The following is a 17,182-nucleotide window of genomic DNA, read 5'->3' as shown; positions in this document are numbered from 1 at the left end:
ATTGATTTAATCGTTTTTTGAGATTTTTTAAGCAGAGGAACTGATCAGGTTGTCTCTTTTGTCAAGGAGTTTGTTTATATAATTCTCTATTGCGCTTCTCCCAGTATTCATGTAGTCCATGTCGGGTTGTAGTAATTAAGTCAATAATTTCTTTTAACGAGTCTTCAGAGAATTGCATATACTCCTGCTCCATCCCATTACTTAATATTTTTAAATTTACATAGGTATAACCATCGTCATCGGTATTTTCCCAATCAGCATGAACTACAAGGTTTCTTAACCTTCCACTTTCTCTAAGATTTGCTATCAATTCTTGATATCCTTCAATCTTTATATCACAACCGAAATGGAAATCTTCGCTAAACCTTTTGAATAAATCTACTTTAGTGGCATATGACATTCTATGCAATACAATTAATCCTGTTGAATCTGATCTGTCAGTAAATATTTCACATATTATTCTATCTAGTGATTTTTCCAGACCATTAAAATACATAACTATTAAGCCGATAAGTGGGAGAGAGCTGTCAAGATATTCCTCCGCCTTTTCCTCGTCATCTATTTCATGATACAGATGTTGTTCAAATATTTTCTTTTTTAGCTTCATAGTATTTATAGATATTCAACAAATATAAATTCTTGCTACGCAATCTATTGGCGCATCTTATCGTTTTTTTGAGATTTATTCAGTTCTATTTTACTATCTCGGCTATTACATCGAATTTTTCCATCAATAGTAGCTTATAAAGTTCTTTGACTTCGTTCCAATCTTTAGCTTGATATTGGGTTTGTTGTCCTTCAAAAATTACAAAAAGTGATAAATCTTTATTTACTTCAATTACATTTTCATCATCGGTTATAACTGAAACCCAAAATGCTCCATGTTCGTCATCCACTAATTGAATGTCTGATATTGCTTGTACTATATCCCTTTCATCAATATTGTCTTTTTGATAGCCACCTGCATATTGAATGTAATTTTCTGTCATCTAATCGTTTTTTGAGATTTCGGTTATTTCTTTTATTAGTGTTTTGGACATCTCTATAATATGGTAATCGAATGATAAATTTTCAATCTAAGACTGTTGTTATACTTCCCATTTCGTCGTACTAATTGCATTGTAAATCAATTATTTCCAAATTTCATAAAAATCAATTTCAGATATTTCACAATTATCGAAATCTTCAATTTCTAAAGGTTGATCTATTAGAAATCCATATTGGTCTTCAAAATTTTGTTCGTCATATTTTAAAATCTTTTCATTTTCAAAAATTTGAATTTGTTTGTTTACATTAAGATTTTCGTCCGTTTCAAAATAATATGTGGAATTTCCCCAAGAATCAGTTACTTCTTCTCCAGTTGTTTCGTTCCAAAATTTTTTAAAATATCTATTTTTCATTATGACGAGATTTGTTTACATTTCCACACACTTTAAAATTTGTGAGTTACATCAATGTGATTTATACAGCTTTCGTAAAGCTAATTATGCCCCTAGTTTAGAATTTATTTTGATCGTTTTTTGAGATTAATTGATTAATTTATAGCCTTTATTTCTTCCAAGGCTTTAAGCGCTTGTTTGTATACATAATCTACTTCAAATAAACTTAATATAAGCTGCTTGTTAACAATAAATGATTTTAATATTTGCAAGTTTTTAAGTTTCGAAGTATACCTATAGTTGGTATGCACAATTGCATGTCTAATTTTGCCCAATTCCGCAAAAAAATCATTTTTAAGGTCATTTTTTTCTTCATAATTTAGATATTTAGAAAATTTAGACCTATACTTATCTTCCCATAAATTATAGATCATTGCTATTGTATTGCCTGCAATTATCTTTTGATAAAACCCGAGATGGTTTGCTTCCTTCAATTCTTCTTCTGTAAACTTTATCTCAATTTCACATTCTTCATCTACTATATGGAAATTTTCAGGATTTTTCGTAATGTCATCTTTTATAAGCCTTTTATAATTATAAAGTCCGGCATTAGAAAAGCGGTATGCTTTATAAATATTCTCAATTTCAATCCTGAAATTTTCTATGTCGTAATTGATGTTATGCATCGTTTTTTTGAAATCTAATTTAACTTAAATGGAAAAATCTTAAACAATAACTATTATTTATCTTTTAAAATTTTATAAAAATTATAACGTCCTGAACTGTTTTGTCTATAAATCTGATAATCTTCCGAATTTTTTGCTTTATAAATTGAATCACTTATTTTTAAATCATCTTTTTCAGGAGCATAAATCCAAAAAGTATAATTAAAATTTTCATCTCCAACAAATTTAGCAACTTTAGAGTTTTCAAATTTTCGATTAGATTTTATTTCCTCAACTATACCGGTCAATACTGAATTGTAAAATTTATTGTATTTGTTTAAATTCCAAAAAAATCCAAATATTACACTTAAACATATAACTATGAAAATTGAAATATTACCTCGTTTGTTTAGCTTCATAAATTTAATTGTTTTTTACATCATTATATGTTTATAATCGTTTTTTGAGATTCAGTTATATCTATTATTAACGTCCGTAGCTTGGTGAAGTTGCAGGCTGTTTTATTTTTTACATTGTTTGCACCATTTATTATTTCTAATTGCCTTTTCTGGAGTTGCTTCCCATTGATGATTATTTTCACAAATCCAATTTAGTTTTATTTTGTAACCCAGATATTCACTTGATATACATTTACCATTTTTGCTTTCAGCAATTTTATGCATAAATTCAATATCATATTTTCTTCTGCTCAATCCAGACTTATTTCTACCACAAATTGGACACCAATATCCAGTTGTTACATTTGATGGTTTTGATGAAAACTGATGTCCAAGTTTGCATTGCCATAAAAGATGCGTGTTATTGTTAATATATTTTTCTGATAAACATTTTCCTTCGAATTTGTTTGCTAAAATCTGCATATCTTTTATTGTTTGATTTTTACCTAAACAATTTGGACACCAAGAATTACTATTTTTTATATTATTTGCAGCAGCTTTCCATTTATGACCTTTTTCACATTGCCATTCTAACGGTTCAAAAATCCCTAAATATTGTTTTGATAATAACTTACCCTTTTTACTTTCTGCAATAATTGATAGTTCTTTAAGCTTGTTTGGACAATAAACATCTTTTAAGTCTACAATTTTTTGGTCAAAATTTTCAGGAATTATTATTTTATTTTTTAAGCATTCATCCTTAATAAAGGCTTTAAGATTTTCAACTCCGAGTTTTTCTAGAATTGATGGAACTTGAATAAGAATTACGTTGTTTTTAGAGCAAAGTTCTAACTTGAGTTTGTCTCGGTTTAAAGTTTGTTGAAATTTTTCAGGCTTTGCCGAATAAAAAAAATTGATTTTCTTATAATGTTGTTCTCCTTGATGTTCAAATGCTATTTTTAGTTTTTCTGAAAAACCATCTAATTCCATCAAGTTATCATTTTCAGTTTTTAGCCAACTTGGTCTAGCTTTTTCAAATTCAGTTTCAAACAATTGTTCAAAATATTCACGACATATTTTTTCGCCAATGCCTTGACTACATTTTGGACACCAAGCACCACGCTTAATTAAACTTGGCATTGCTTTCCATCTATGACCTTCGGAACATTGCCATTCTAATTTAGTTGATGAATTTTTATAAATAGAGGATAAACATTTCCCATTTCTCTCTTTTGCAATTAAATCCATTTCTAGAATATTGCCTATATAATTTCCAGCACAAAATGGACACCATTTGTTACTATTAATTACATTATCGGCTACTGCTTCCCAAATGTGACCATTTATACATTCCCATTTATATTTAGATTTGATATTAATGAATTTTTCAGAATTACAAAACCCTTCTTTTTTTATTGCGAAGTCTTTTAAATCTTCAATAGTATATTTAATTCTATTTCTTGCACGGTTAATAAGTGCACAAGTCGGACACCAATTTCCACCATTTTTAATTTTATGAAATGAAGCTTTCCAAATATGACCTTCTGAACATTTCCAGTCATATTTTTTTTCTACACCTAAAAAAACATTCGATAAACATTTTCCATTTTTGGCTAAAGCAAATTCTTTCAAATCTTCTATAGAATATTTCATTTTTCTATTTTGCAAAAATTCAATTTTATTAATTTTTATACTTTTAGAAAATTTGGCACTTTATTCTTCTAAAAAGTCGTATAAATATACTAATAGCCAAATTGTTATTCTGGTTTTCACCTTTAAACTTCTTACTTGATTCTCTGATAATCCAACGTTATTTATTTAATCTTTTTTAAGATTTAATTATTGATACGGTTTTCGTTTTGAAGTTCTTTAAGTAAAATAATCAGCTTTGAAAAACTATCATTAAAGTCCTGGTTATAATCTATATCAAATATTTTTACTCCATATTTTAAACATTTTTTACGTTTTTGATTATCGAAAAATTGTGTTTTGGCTACACCTTCTTTTCCTCCAAAAAAATCTATGGGATGAAAATGTTGAATACCATTATATTATATTGCAATATTTAGTTCTTTAATAAATATATCGAACCTCTGCCCATTTAACCATTCCGGAGAATGCTGGCTAATGATTCTGTAAGTAGGAAATTCGATGGTAAGTAGATTTAGAAAATGCTTTTCATAACATAATTTCCAACTTCATCAAAGCCTTTTTCTTGGCGGATATGATTTTCTAAGCTCCTGTAATTATTCATTAGGCGAGAGTAAAAAGTCTTTTTAACATCGTCAGAGCTATAAATTTTCTTGTCCCAATCTATAAAATTTCTTTTATAACCAGAATTAATGACTAACATATCTCTCAACAAAGTATAGGAAATTTCATCAACTTTAGCAAGGTTACGTAAATAATCTAAGCAAAAAAATTCTTCAATTTCAGCTAGATTCAATTGATTTAGAAAAGTTATAAATTCTTCACTACTAATTACTGTTTTAGTACTAGAAGATAAACTACGCAAAAGCGAATGAATAATCTTTTCTGTCTTTAAATTCTCTTTCTTATAAATAACATATGTCAAATATTTCCTAGGTAAGACTAAATCTTCACCAAAAATATTATCAATCTTTTCTCTTTTTGTTCCAAAATTTTACATTCCGGTAATGATTTAAAACAAAGTTATTTTTATTAAACCAATGGTTTTTAATTTCATATTATATATCGATTATGTTCAAACAAAATGCTTGACAACAGTAGAACCATCGCAATTGCGATGGTTCTACTGTTATTTGCCAAGTTGACAGATTCTGTACAAGTTGAATTAGTGTAACAGAAATCATACTTGGAAGAAAACTACATTACTTAAATGAAATAACCAATGCAATTATAAAAAGTAATATATATATAACTAAAGGATATAATGCATAATACATTTTTTTATATTCTTTTTTTATATATAGAATAATAAAAAAGAATATTGAAACAAAAACATTTACAAAAATTAATATAGGAATTATATTTGTATAAAATTCGTAATATAACTTTCTATTAATATTATAATTAAAAATTAACTGGAATATTAAATAGATAAAAACATTTACTACCAAAAATAATAATGGTAAATATTGAATTTTATTCTTCATTTTTAATCATTTTTATAACCTGTGAAGTCAAAACCATCAAAAATTGATTTCTGATCCGCAGCAGAATCCCCCATATTACCCCTCATCAGCTCATTTAAATTTGAACCAAATTTAACAGTTTTCTTATCAAATGCATTTAGATGCATCCAGCCTCCCCACATATAATTTCCTGCGTCAAACAAATTATACAAAGTATTAGAATCTCCAAATCTAAAATAATCTTCTGTCTCCACTATAGTTTCTAAATAAGGTCTTCTTCTATTCGTTTCATATTCTGGATATGAATAAGTACGAAGTAGTGTGGACATTGCAAAATCTGCCTTATCGTAAGATTCCTTTTTAGCTATTTCTAATGCAGCATACCTACTGATCATCGCTGCATCTTTATCTCCATTCTTAAGAGCTCTATTAGCTCTTAAATTATACTGTGCAGCATCAAATCCCGCTGCCTTCATAAATTCAAAAAAACGACTCTTGGGGATATTATAAAATAATTGATCTCCCTTCTTATATGTCCCAGATTTTAAATTATTTTTATCCACACCTTGGGGATCATTGAAATATAATTGTTTACCATTTTGGTCAAAGAATCTATTGGCTTTATTATTTTTTACAATGTTAGTGATAATTCCTTTACGATTAACAGTTATATCATCAGATGGCCTTGATAGTGAATTTCTAAAATTTATAAAAGCCTGTTGTGCAGCTTCTCCATACAAAGGAGCTTTACCATCAGGGTCTATAAACATTATTGGATTATCAAATGCATAGTTGTAAGGTGAGTGTCTTCTCATTTTGTCAGCTAATGGATCAACAACACTCCATCTTCCTAAATCAGGCATATACATTCTAGCACCGTAATCATACATCCCTGTCTCCTGAAGTTCTTTCTTATTGTACTTATATTTATAATTTAAATTCAAAACTAAATTGTTATATCCCGTATGTTTTAGACCAAATGGATAATAATTATCTTCAGCCATAGTTACCAAGGTGTTTGTACTAGTGTTGAACAAATAGCTCAATCTCACATTTCCTAATTGATCTAAATAACTATAAATATAAGAATTTTTAACAAAATCAAAATATCCTTCTGAAGTTGCAGTAAATTGCAATATATTATTTTCATATTGAAAGCCACCTAAATAATCTGTTTCTTTTGTCCCATATTTCTTTTTAATTTTTGTTCCATCGGCACGATAAAAGTAATTCGTATTACCTGTATTTTGAGTAATCAATACCGGCAAATTCAAGTAATTATACTGTATGCTAGAAATTCCCTTGTCTAGATGGCTTATCATATTACCATTATTATCATAAGTAATGGTATTAGGAACAGAAGAGTAAGGATATCCTTTATTATTCTGGCTTAGATCTTCAATTCTTGTGAGTTTATTACCATTATAAAAATATTTCAGATCATCCATTAATGCTGCTGTAGAAGTTCCATATACTCTTTCATTTCTTTTTAATGTTATAATATTACCATTAAGATCATAAACAACATTTTCATTATAGTAATCGTTACTAGGGACAGTAGATAAAGGTTCTTGATAAATCCCTGAAGTCAATCTATTGATATTATCATAGGTATAACTATATCTTCTGAGAATTCCATCTCTGGATGTTTTCCATTCTGTTTCAGTAATGTTTCCATTATACTTTGAAAGACTAGCCGATGGATTTTGATATTTAATTTTATATCCAAACAAATCAGCACCAAGATTATCTGGATCATTAATCTGAGTCAGCCATCCACGGATATTGTAATTGTAATCTACTGATTGTAATGAATTGGCAAGATCTGTTCCTCCTACCTTTTTATTCGTAACCTGGGATATTTCGTTATAACCATTCTGAGCTAAAATCTCTATTGGATTGCTATCTATCTGGTGTTTGTGTACTAATAACCTGTTTTGACTGTCATATTCAAAAGTTTCTGTAATAATCTTCTCTATATCTGTTTCTAATTTTTTATGTTTTGTAACAACACTTTTAGTTACTCCCGCAAAATCCATCTTTGGTTCTGTTCTTGTATATCCTCCAAGGTGATTGATTGAATGGTTCCCAATAGCTCTTCCTTTCCTATCATAATAAGTATAATTCTTGGTCCAGTTGTCATCTTCGATATTCTTTACAAAGTTCATAACAGGCAGACCTTTTGTACTTCTTCCATCAGAGGTGGGCGAATCAGAAATTACAGGCTCTCCCTGAATGCTTGAAGGAAATGCAGGATTAAAACTGTATCCAGGATAGGCATCATAATAGTTTACTGATAATAAAGCAACCCATTTAGAAGCATTGGGATATGTAACACCCGGATCATAATAAACATCCATTCCCTGTCTGGTAAAAACTACATAATTAGTTCGTGTCATATTTCCTGAACCATCAGCCAACGGTTGCTCTACACTACGGTCTCCTCCTGTAGCCAGCCCCGTAATAACGGTCCTTCCAAACTGATCATACTGGGTGTAAAGCCATTGTCCCTTTATTTTTAATTCCGCATCCTGGATTCCTACAAGTCTGTCCTGTTTGTCATAAAGCATAAACTCAGAACCTTTGCCCGGAAGCTTTTTTTCTACCAATCGGTTCTTCTTATCATACTTATATTGATAGCATAAATTATTAAGAGTTTCATCCGGAAAGAAACCGGTTGTCATACTTTTAACCGCATCCGAGGCTAAAGGTGGAATAACATACGTAAGATTACCATAAATGTCATATACATAGTAGGTATCTGCTTTATTGCCATCCACATATTTTCTCTGTAAAACAGTTCATAAATTCCTCTGACGTGTTGTTGTTTCCACTTGCAGGAGTCCAGTCTTCATCTTTTGTTATTTTTTTTATCAATTTTCCTGCATCATAGTTTGGACCGAATAATAATTTAGGATTATAAATATCCTGAGTAAATGTCAGTTCAATATCATATTTCTTTACTTCATCAGAAAGCATATTTACATCGTCGGTAAATTTTATTTCATGTCCACTGTTTTTCTGCCAAGCTGTTCCCGGTGCTGTTTGCATCAAAACCCTGTTTAACGGAGATGCTTCAAATACTTTTTCCGAGAAAGCAGGCTCACCATTATAAAAAGATGAAGATAAACCTGAAACTACAGCTGCATCAACGAAAAGCCCATTGTTCTGCGAAGTCGGAACAGGTAAAAAATCTTTCGATTTCCTTCCAACATTGTCATATTCAAAAGGCGTCACCAAATCTTTCCCTAAAGGTGTTGCTTCTTTGTCAACGATCTGCAATTCCCTTCCCAGTCCATCATAATATACAATGGATGTTTTCTTCTTCCCGGAATCCCCTTGGTCTGTAAGATAATTTACCGACATAACCTTATTCTGTGAAGTCCAATTAGAAAGATATGTTGAGATTTCTGTTGGTATCGAAACCGGAGCGGTCAAATTAACCGATATCGTCCCAGAAAAACCCGTTAAAGAGATTGGGTTAGTATGATAAATGGCAAGCTGATTGTCAACAATAAAAAACCTATACCCCTTACCATCAAAAAAACTTCCTGCCGGAATAGGGATTTCTGTATTAGGCAGTGTTCCCACATAATCAGTTGGCGCTATTTTACCTTGCTTCAGAGTTGTCTCTGTAAAACCTGCACTAAAATTGAGACTAAGCATATTATTATTTATATTTAATGATACTCCACCTCCACCTCCGTTAATATATGTTGCAAATATATCCCAGTTATAATATTTAGAATAATTTGAAAATTGAGCTTTTATTATTGAAGCACTTAATATAAGCGCAATCAATACAATTTTATATATTGATTTCATCAGATTATCAGTTTTTAATTTCATACGTATAACTCTTTACAAGTTTTCCATTCTGGTCTTTTACATTGATCAATCGTCCAATATTATCATAGTTATAATATTCAGTTATACCTGATGGGCTCATGATACTGCTAACTCCAAACTCACTCTTATAAGTGTACAGTGTACAAAGATGGTTAGGCAGGGCTTTGATGATATTTGCCTGCTGCTGGGTTATTTGGGTATAATCAGGTGAGATCACGTTGAGTAGAGGCTTAAGTATTGCCAAATATCCTAAAACAGTACTTTCATCTGTAATTTCAGTTCCTTCTATCTTCAATATCGGGTATTTATTATCGTAACCGTAATAATAGTAGGTATAGTTCCCAGTCGGTAGATGTGCCTTTAAAATATGTCCGTCAGTATCATATTTATCGACGATCAGTTTTTCTTCAAGAGCATTGGTACCTTTAGCTTCCGATACTTTTTGCGGGAATATTCGGGATGCTACGGCAGTTCCATTGGCAGCCACGGTAGGCACAAGGGCATAGTCTGTCTTTGTTTTGCTTAACAGCTGCTGATTGGCAAGTTTACTGGCTTCTACTACAGAGTATTCTCTTCGATTCACCATAGCAGTATATGGATCAGTACCATTTTTATCAAAAGAATAAAGATAATTATCAGATATTGATTTTCCATTGGTATCTATATAAGATTTACTCTTCTGGAAATTATCCCCAAAATTCCCATAATCTATAAAACTGTTGCTTTCGGATGTCTCAAAATACTGCCCTCCATTTCCATACGTTCTGATCTTTTTTGATGTAAGGTTAAAGTCAGAAAAATATAATTCATACGCGGTTCCAGCAATAACATATTCCAGGGTTTGCCCATTAGAACCTGGACAAGCAAGAAAAAATTTACCACTTAATCCCCGTGCTGCCTGAGGAGAAGTTTCACTATAAGTGAAAATCTCTTCTTTTAACAGACTATTAGCTGAGTTATAATACTTCCTTTCTTTCGGAAGACCTCTTTTATAACCGAACTCCGTATGAGGATCAAAAATAGAATTATTTTGTCCTAGCTTTCCACTATTGGGTAAATTTGGAAAGTCCGAATAATTGGTAAAATTATTAACAATATATCCGTTATTTTCTGTTTTTTCAACCACTGTTGAATACTCAATTTGCGGTCCCATCAAATTGGAAAGCTGTATTACTGAACCGATGCTGAACTGTGTTTGGTAATAAGGAATCCCATTCTCAGTAGGGATAAGAAAATTCTTTATATAATATACATTTTTTTGAAGCAGTGTTCCTGAAGATACAGATGAATTGGCATCAATGGTATAGCTGTACTCTTTTACGATTTTGTTTTGCGGATCACTGAAATCCGACATTTTCTTTATTCTTACTCCTCCAATGATTCCGCTACCAGAAACCAAACTGCTGTTTGAATCCAAATACTTGGAATACGTATGAGGTTCATATTCAAATGTTGTATAGCCTTTCAAAGGATATATAATTTTTGATAAGGTTCCAAAATATACTTTAGTCGGGTCTGTTTCTCTGGAAGGCTCATGAATAGTAGGTGAATTATAATCCAATGAAAAAGGGGTAGATTTATAATATCCGAAATGGTCTACATTAGTTGAAAGTAGACCTGGAAGCTGATTAAAGTTATTGTATTCAAAAGTATGATTGAATTGATTATCTACAGTTAATTTTTCTAGCTTAAGTCTTTCAGAAGGAGTGTTATTATAGCTGAAGGAAACCTGCTTCAATGTATTGCTCTGGCTGTCCCTTACAATAAAGTAATCCAGTTTCCTCCATTTCAATGCATTCAGATAAGAGCCAAAATGTCCTGATGTAACATTTGGATTTGGGGTTACTCCATTTTGTAATCTTTTTATATAATAGAACATTGCATTTTCATAATCTCCTGGCAGAGCTAAACCTGCCAGATAACTTAAGATATTGGAAAAAGCAGCATCCAGCGTAGGATCTCCATTGTTATATCTGTATTTCAATGAATTGGTAACTGATGAAGAAAAATTTATAGTTGTTGAAGATTTTGTCGTAATGGATTTTAAATAAGTAGGAATGATAAGCTGTCCCGCAGCAACGACTTGATTGCTTACACTGCTTCCACCACTACACCCAACTCCCGGAACGAATATATTTCCATCAAACTGTTTGCTATAACCATTAAATGAGTTAGTATTATAGAAGGATGCCATATAATCTCCTCTTTCATATTCGAAAGAATAAATCTTTGTTCCTTCCTTGTCATATACTTCAGATAGATACCAGGCATTGGCAATGACAGGATTTGCCAATTGATTATAAAAATCAGGAATAGTATATTCTATATTATCCTGAATACCTCCAAAAATATATTTATTGCCTTGGTCATCAATCATGGTAATTTTACCAAGAACCTTTAAAAATGGTCTTTGATTGAAATTATTGGTAGCAGGAAAATTCATTGGCGTAACCTTATCATTCATATTGATTTCCACCTTCATATTATCCTTGGAAGATACTTTCCAAACCCCATCAGAGCCTAAAAAGAACTTTCCCACATGTCCCATGAAATTAAAAATAAAAATATCCGGTTCCAGATCTGCTGCCGGAAAATTAGCATTGGTTGCTCCTCCATTTTTTATGACCGTTGTCATATTACTAACACTATTCCATTGATTCCCATTAAGTGCTGGAGTATAATAATAATATCCGCTCGCTATCCCCCATTGACTGGAACCCATAGGGACATCATTGGTAAATTTCTCGTCAAACGAAGCTCCTCTAACTACTCTCGTAATAACACCTCCTGCATTCAATGTCCAGTTCTGTCCAACCCATCCCGAAGTATCCCCAACTCTCACTCCACCTGTGTCATGACTTATGCTTATATCTAATGGAATACCATTTTCATTAAGAGAATACAATGGTATACTCACATTGGCTCTTCCTGAGGAAAGGTCCATAGGGATATCACCATACTTACCCAGAGAAGCAGAATTGGGAGATTGTATATTTTTGGGCAACTGTAATGTTTGTGCATACACTGAGACATTGGAAATAAATGGCAATACCATCAGTAAAAATATCTTTTTCATCATTATCTTTTTATCAGTTTAGCATTTGCTGTTTTATTAGTATCTGTTTTAATCGTCACCAAATAAGCTCCTTGAACCAAAACCTGAGTGTTTATCTTAGTCACTCTATTTTTAGTTTTTATACTTTGAAGCTGTCTTCCACTCATATCATATAGAAGAATATCAGCCTCTTTAAAATCAAAGCCAATTTCTATATAAGCATAATCTGATACAGGATTCGGATAGATTTTGATGTCATATTTTTCAATCAGCTGATCAACCTGTTTATCTCCCAACTTTAATATCTTCCAATTTTCTTTACCCAACTCTTCAGCACTGGTTCCAGCCAAAACAATAGAACCATCTCTGTTCAGCTTTAAGTCGGATAGTCTTTCCTCCTTCTTTCTGGATTCACCTTTTACATGTTTTCTCCATTGTTCAATTCCATTCTGATCAAGGTATAACATCCAGAAAGTTTCATCATCTCTTTCTATTCTTCCTTCAGCCTGAGTGTAGCCTCCCAATAAAATTCCTTTGGAAGATTTATCATCAGCAGAATGAAGAACGCTCATCCCCATCAGAATATCACGGTTTTTGAAATTGTAAGACTTCTGCCATTGCTCTTCACCTCTTTCATTTAAAGAAATTAGCCATAGGTCTGTTCCTTCTTCTAATCCGACAGTTTTATTTCCTGATTTTTCTGATCTGGATTCTCCGCCAATAATGAATCCATTGGAAGTTAATGCCAGAGTTCTGATATGATCATCACCTTTCCCTCCGAAATTCCTTTCCCATTCTACTTTTCCACTTTTGTCAAGCTTTACAATCCAATAGTCACCTTCGCCGAAGTTTTCTGTTTTCTTTGTCCCACTTATAGAACTTCTGGAATAAATTCCAAGCAACGCTCCTCCATCGCGGGTTGGGATCATTTTCTCTACTTCATCAAGCTCATGTCCTCCCAATGTTTGCTCAGACAGAACCTTTCCATCCATATCTAATCTAATGATCAGAACATCTTTTGAACCATTCCCTTTCAAAGAGTTCTGTAAGTTACCCGCGACAAAGAATCCAAGATCTGTAGTCTGGATAACAGCTCTTACTTCTTCATCTGAAGAACTTCCTATGGTTTTTTGCCATAATTCATCACCGAATTCATTAACCCTGATCAACCAAATATCAGATCCTCCATGGGAATCATCTTTTTTATCAAACCCTTTTCCTGAATATGAAGTTCCAGAAATTAGGAAACCACCATCCTGGGTAGCAACGGTTGACGATAAATAATCGTGATTGTTTCCAGAAAAATATTTTTCAAAAACCTGTTCTCCCTGCTGATTTAATTTTATTAGGTGAAAATCGTACCCGTTGTTTTGTCTGCTGTTTACTTGTAGCTTATCAGTTTGAATGCTGCTCCCTGTGATAAGATACTGTCCGTCAATTGTTATTATAATCTGGTTTAGAAAATCCTGAGTAGAGGATTTAATATCTTTTTGCCAGAGTATTTCCTGAGCAAATATGCTCGTAATTGTGCATAGAGATAATGCACACATGTAGATTTTTTTCATACTTATATAAATGTTAAAGAAATGGTGATTTATTTATTTATTATGTATACAGAAATACACAAATGGAAATTAGAATTATTGTTCATGGTTATGTTTTTAATGCAATCAAAATTAGGATATTTTAATATTTATTCAAAAAGAAATTTATTAACTTTCTTTAATGAAACAAAGGTATATTTGGAAAGCGACAAAACGTGTCGTATTATTTTCAATTTTTAGACAAAACTAATTGATATTTGCTAATAGAGGTCAAATAGACAAAGCTAATTTTACATGCTACTTTAAAGTAGAAAAATCTTTCAAATGGAGGTTAGATAAATAAACTCTAACTATCTAGCACTAATATAAAAGTCTCACAGAGCGAAGTAGCAACTTTGTTAGGACATAAGGACTTTCAAAGTTGCGAATGAGCTCCTAACTTCTCCGTGTAGTTATAAAATCGCACGCATTTTTAATAAACAATAGATTTGTTCTTAAAACAAAATTTAAAATAAATTACTTTTCACAAAGTACCCTTAATTTTGATTAATGGTTTAAAAAGCACAAACCTACTTTAAGGTTTCCTCCTAAAAGGTGAGTTTCTAAAAATAGGTATATACTTACTTCGCTACAACAGAAAAATTTTTAAGCTCAATCCTTAATATCTGCATCAATAAAAGGCTTCTAATTTTGACTTTCATTGACAATCGAAGCCAAATAGTTCCTCGCACTGCCATTGTACAGACATACCTCATTTTCAGGATTAATTTTCTGAAAAATGAAATTATGCTCCATAAGGAAACTGTCAGTAAGGAAATGTGGGAACTTCTCCAAAGGTTGATGAAAGATGAAATACTAAAAGATTTTAATCTCGTTGGAGGAACTTCTTTGAGCCTTCAAATCGGTCATAGATTGAGCATCGATATAGACCTGTTCTCCACTAAAGAGTTTGATGAGCAAGCCCTGCTAAAACATTTGACAGGCAAACATCCTACGGTGAAGGTAAGGGATATATTTAGCAATACAATCCTGCTTGATATAGGTGAGGTCAAGGTCGATATTCTAGCACATCAATATCCATTACAAAAAGCTTTTGAGACAAAGGAAGGTATAAGGTTAGTATCACTAGAGGATATAGGAGCGATGAAACTTCATGCTATTTTTCAAAATGGTACACGGATAAAAGATTTCATCGATATGCATTTTCTCTTGGAACACAATCCGCTTAAGATTTATCTGGAATCTTATCAAAACAAATACAATGGCAACCCTGTAATGGCTTCATACGCTTTATTGTACCATGACAACATAGACATGGATGCAAAAGTGAATATACTGAAAGGAAAGAAAGTTGATATGGATACGGTGAGTGAGCGATTAAAAAAAGCGGTCAATGATCCATTGCTAAAATTCAGAGAAAGGCAAGAATCTCCTAAAAAAAGCAGAGGATTTAGACGCTGAAATACATAATGTAAAGCTGAAAAATCGTATATTTATAGTATGGAATCAAGAGCAAAAATAAATAAAATTCCAAATCTCGACCGTGTTTTTTTCTGGGATTTTGACATTGATGCAATGGACTTTATGCAAGCCTATAAGACCATTATTGCCCGAATTGTAGAACGTGGAGGTCAACAGGAGATTGATGAGATCATCCGTTTTTACGGGTATGAAAAAGTAGTCACTGCTATCCGTGACGAAATTTACTTTCTGCCCAATTATGCTATCGAAAAAGCCCTGAAATTCTTCCCAGAACTTAAAAAAGAAGAAATGTATTGCTATCTAAATAGAAAGGACAAACCTTACCACTGGATATAGTTTTTGCAAACTTTCTTCCGAAACTCAAAAGCAATCGTTTTTTAAGATTAATTTAGCTAAAATTTTTCTATATCACCAGATCCTTGAATTCTCTTCATAATCAACATTCTCAACCGGTCCTCATGTTGATCCGCCCATTGTCCTAAAGCACCTACTAAGGGAATTAAACTTTCACCAAACTCAGTTAGCGAATATTCTACTTTTGGCGGAACAACCGGATAAATAATCTTTGAAACAAGCTCATGCTCCTCCATTTCTTTCAGCTGAATATTTAAAACCCTTCGTGATGCATCCGGTATCTTTCGCTGCAATTCACTTGGTCTTTTATGTCCCTGATGAATAAACCAAAGCAAACGTATCTTCCATTTGCCATAAAGTACTTCACCGATCAGATCAAGACCGCAATTTAAGTTCGGTATTATTTTTCTCTCATACATATTGTAAAATTAATCCTATGTTCCGATTTGTACAATAGGGGAATAATTTATCCCTATATGAATCGTAATTCCGTACTTGTGCAAACTGTTTTTATACTCCAATTTTGTCCTATAAACAATTCTAAAAAATGGAACAATTTAATTTCAACAATGAATTATCTGGCAAGATTGCATTGGTAACAGGAGGTACAAAAGGTGCCGGAAAAGCAATTGCAGAAAGGTTGCTGCAAGCCGGCGCAACAGTTATCATTTCGGCTAGAAATGCGCCAGAAGAAGAAAACAGTAATCTGCATTTCATTGCCTCCGATTTGAGTAAAGCTGAAGGAACACAAAAAGTAATCAACGAAGTATTGTCTACTTATGGAAGGTTGGATATTCTTGTCAACAATCTCGGTTCTTCATCAACACCCGCAGGAGGTTTTAACACTTTAAGTGATGAAGACTGGGAATCAACCTTACAGGCTAATTTACTTGCTCCTATCCGATTGGACAGAGGGTTTTTACCCCAAATGATAGAGAGAAAAAGTGGTGTTATCATTCACATAGCTTCCATTCAGGGTAAATTGCCTTTGTACGATTCTACTTTACCTTATGCAGCTTCAAAAGCAGGTTTAAGAAACTACAGTAAAAGTTTATCGAACGAAGTTACCCCTAAAGGTGTTAGAGTGCTGACTGTTTCGCCGGGATGGATCAATACGACAGCATCGGAAGCTTGGCTGGGTGAAATTGCAAGAAACGCTAATAGTACAGTAGAACAAGCACAACAAGGTGTAATGGATGCATTGGGTGGAATACCTTTCGGAAGACCTGCAGAAACGAAAGAAGTAGCTGAATTAGTTGGTTTTCTTGTATCACCAAGAGCCGCCTATTTAACAGGAACTGAATTTGTAATAGATGGAGGAACCGTACCAACAGTTTAAT

Annotated in this window: 15 protein-coding genes; 3 read left to right on the top strand and 12 right to left on the bottom strand. The window is 32.3% G+C overall.

Annotation, left to right across the window (positions count from 1 at the left end; all coding sequences use genetic code 11):
• Window positions 1–61: 61 nt before the first annotated feature.
• From JOE44_RS20805 to JOE44_RS20755, 11 genes are all read right to left on the bottom strand, one after another.
• Window positions 62–607 carry a hypothetical protein gene (locus tag JOE44_RS20805; RefSeq protein WP_209787209.1) on the bottom strand — a complete coding sequence of 182 codons (546 nt, stop codon included), beginning with the start codon at window positions 605–607 and terminating at the stop codon, window positions 62–64.
• An 85-nt stretch (window positions 608–692) separates the two neighbouring features.
• Entirely contained in the window at window positions 693–989 is a 297-nt protein-coding gene (locus JOE44_RS20800; protein WP_209787207.1) for a hypothetical protein, read from the bottom strand.
• 141 nt (window positions 990–1,130) lie between these two features.
• Window positions 1,131–1,400 carry a hypothetical protein gene (locus tag JOE44_RS20795; protein WP_209787205.1) on the bottom strand — a complete coding sequence of 90 codons (270 nt, stop codon included), beginning with the start codon at window positions 1,398–1,400 and terminating at the stop codon, window positions 1,131–1,133.
• A 134-nt stretch (window positions 1,401–1,534) separates the two neighbouring features.
• A complete protein-coding gene (locus JOE44_RS20790) occupies window positions 1,535–2,065 on the bottom strand; it encodes a hypothetical protein (RefSeq protein ID WP_209787203.1) in 531 nt (176 codons plus the stop codon).
• 53 nt (window positions 2,066–2,118) lie between these two features.
• A complete protein-coding gene (locus JOE44_RS20785) occupies window positions 2,119–2,463 on the bottom strand; it encodes a hypothetical protein (protein WP_209787202.1) in 345 nt (114 codons plus the stop codon).
• A 102-nt stretch (window positions 2,464–2,565) separates the two neighbouring features.
• Entirely contained in the window at window positions 2,566–4,095 is a 1,530-nt protein-coding gene (locus JOE44_RS20780; RefSeq protein ID WP_209787201.1) for a zinc-ribbon domain-containing protein, read from the bottom strand.
• 511 nt (window positions 4,096–4,606) lie between these two features.
• Window positions 4,607–5,017, bottom strand: a complete 411-nt coding sequence (locus JOE44_RS20775) for a hypothetical protein (RefSeq protein ID WP_209787196.1) — start codon at window positions 5,015–5,017, stop codon at window positions 4,607–4,609.
• 564 nt (window positions 5,018–5,581) lie between these two features.
• Window positions 5,582–8,338 (bottom strand): RHS repeat-associated core domain-containing protein, encoded by a 2,757-nt coding sequence (locus tag JOE44_RS25380; RefSeq protein WP_209787194.1) that lies wholly within the window; start codon window positions 8,336–8,338, stop codon window positions 5,582–5,584.
• Window positions 8,325–9,407 (bottom strand): DUF6443 domain-containing protein, encoded by a 1,083-nt coding sequence (locus JOE44_RS20765; RefSeq protein WP_209787192.1) that lies wholly within the window; start codon window positions 9,405–9,407, stop codon window positions 8,325–8,327. The genes JOE44_RS25380 and JOE44_RS20765 overlap by 14 nt, the downstream gene beginning before the upstream one ends.
• A complete protein-coding gene (locus JOE44_RS20760) occupies window positions 9,391–12,483 on the bottom strand; it encodes a hypothetical protein (RefSeq protein ID WP_209787191.1) in 3,093 nt (1,030 codons plus the stop codon). Before JOE44_RS20760 ends, JOE44_RS20765 begins: the two co-directional genes overlap by 17 nt.
• Before the next feature lie 2 nt (window positions 12,484–12,485).
• Window positions 12,486–14,027 (bottom strand): T9SS type A sorting domain-containing protein, encoded by a 1,542-nt coding sequence (locus tag JOE44_RS20755; RefSeq protein ID WP_209787189.1) that lies wholly within the window; start codon window positions 14,025–14,027, stop codon window positions 12,486–12,488.
• Between the two features lie 765 nt (window positions 14,028–14,792).
• Between JOE44_RS20755 and JOE44_RS20750 the strand changes: the two genes are divergently transcribed.
• On the top strand, window positions 14,793–15,467 hold the full coding sequence (locus JOE44_RS20750; RefSeq protein ID WP_209787187.1) for a nucleotidyl transferase AbiEii/AbiGii toxin family protein: 675 nt from the start codon (window positions 14,793–14,795) through the stop codon (window positions 15,465–15,467).
• A 39-nt stretch (window positions 15,468–15,506) separates the two neighbouring features.
• Complete coding sequence (locus JOE44_RS20745) at window positions 15,507–15,824, top strand: hypothetical protein (protein WP_209787185.1); 318 nt, start codon at window positions 15,507–15,509, stop codon at window positions 15,822–15,824.
• Window positions 15,825–15,880: 56 nt separating this feature from the next.
• On the opposite strand, the gene JOE44_RS20740 is transcribed toward JOE44_RS20745, so the two are convergent.
• Window positions 15,881–16,261 carry a winged helix-turn-helix transcriptional regulator gene (locus JOE44_RS20740; RefSeq protein WP_209787183.1) on the bottom strand — a complete coding sequence of 127 codons (381 nt, stop codon included), beginning with the start codon at window positions 16,259–16,261 and terminating at the stop codon, window positions 15,881–15,883.
• Between the two features lie 128 nt (window positions 16,262–16,389).
• Here JOE44_RS20740 and JOE44_RS20735 point away from each other — a divergent pair, with 128 nt between their 5' ends.
• The gene (locus JOE44_RS20735; protein WP_209787181.1) at window positions 16,390–17,181 is read left to right on the top strand and encodes an SDR family oxidoreductase; all 792 of its coding nucleotides are present in this window, start codon (window positions 16,390–16,392) and stop codon (window positions 17,179–17,181) included.
• Window position 17,182 lies beyond the last annotated feature (1 nt).

Origin of the sequence: Chryseobacterium sp. PvR013 (assembly GCF_017833095.1) — a bacterium.
GTDB classification, from domain to species: domain Bacteria; phylum Bacteroidota; class Bacteroidia; order Flavobacteriales; family Weeksellaceae; genus Chryseobacterium; species Chryseobacterium culicis_A.
Note: the sequence above shows the minus strand (reverse complement) of the source record. Positions and strands in the feature narration are given on the sequence as shown.

Excerpts from the sequence above, each read along its gene's own strand:
- JOE44_RS20805 (WP_209787209.1), bottom strand. The coding sequence starts at position 607 with ATGAAGCTAAAAAAGAAAATATTTGAACAACATCTGTATCATGAAATA.
- JOE44_RS20800 (WP_209787207.1), bottom strand. The coding sequence starts at position 989 with ATGACAGAAAATTACATTCAATATGCAGGTGGCTATCAAAAAGACAAT.
- JOE44_RS20795 (WP_209787205.1), bottom strand. The coding sequence starts at position 1,400 with ATGAAAAATAGATATTTTAAAAAATTTTGGAACGAAACAACTGGAGAA.
- JOE44_RS20790 (WP_209787203.1), bottom strand. The coding sequence starts at position 2,065 with ATGCATAACATCAATTACGACATAGAAAATTTCAGGATTGAAATTGAG.
- JOE44_RS20785 (WP_209787202.1), bottom strand. The coding sequence starts at position 2,463 with ATGAAGCTAAACAAACGAGGTAATATTTCAATTTTCATAGTTATATGT.
- JOE44_RS20780 (WP_209787201.1), bottom strand. The coding sequence starts at position 4,095 with ATGAAATATTCTATAGAAGATTTGAAAGAATTTGCTTTAGCCAAAAAT.
- JOE44_RS20765 (WP_209787192.1), bottom strand. The coding sequence starts at position 9,407 with ATGAAATTAAAAACTGATAATCTGATGAAATCAATATATAAAATTGTA.
- JOE44_RS20760 (WP_209787191.1), bottom strand. The coding sequence starts at position 12,483 with ATGAAAAAGATATTTTTACTGATGGTATTGCCATTTATTTCCAATGTC.
- JOE44_RS20755 (WP_209787189.1), bottom strand. The coding sequence starts at position 14,027 with ATGAAAAAAATCTACATGTGTGCATTATCTCTATGCACAATTACGAGC.
- JOE44_RS20750 (WP_209787187.1), top strand. The coding sequence starts at position 14,793 with ATGCTCCATAAGGAAACTGTCAGTAAGGAAATGTGGGAACTTCTCCAA.
- JOE44_RS20745 (WP_209787185.1), top strand. The coding sequence starts at position 15,507 with ATGGAATCAAGAGCAAAAATAAATAAAATTCCAAATCTCGACCGTGTT.
- JOE44_RS20740 (WP_209787183.1), bottom strand. The coding sequence starts at position 16,261 with ATGTATGAGAGAAAAATAATACCGAACTTAAATTGCGGTCTTGATCTG.
- JOE44_RS20735 (WP_209787181.1), top strand. The coding sequence starts at position 16,390 with ATGGAACAATTTAATTTCAACAATGAATTATCTGGCAAGATTGCATTG.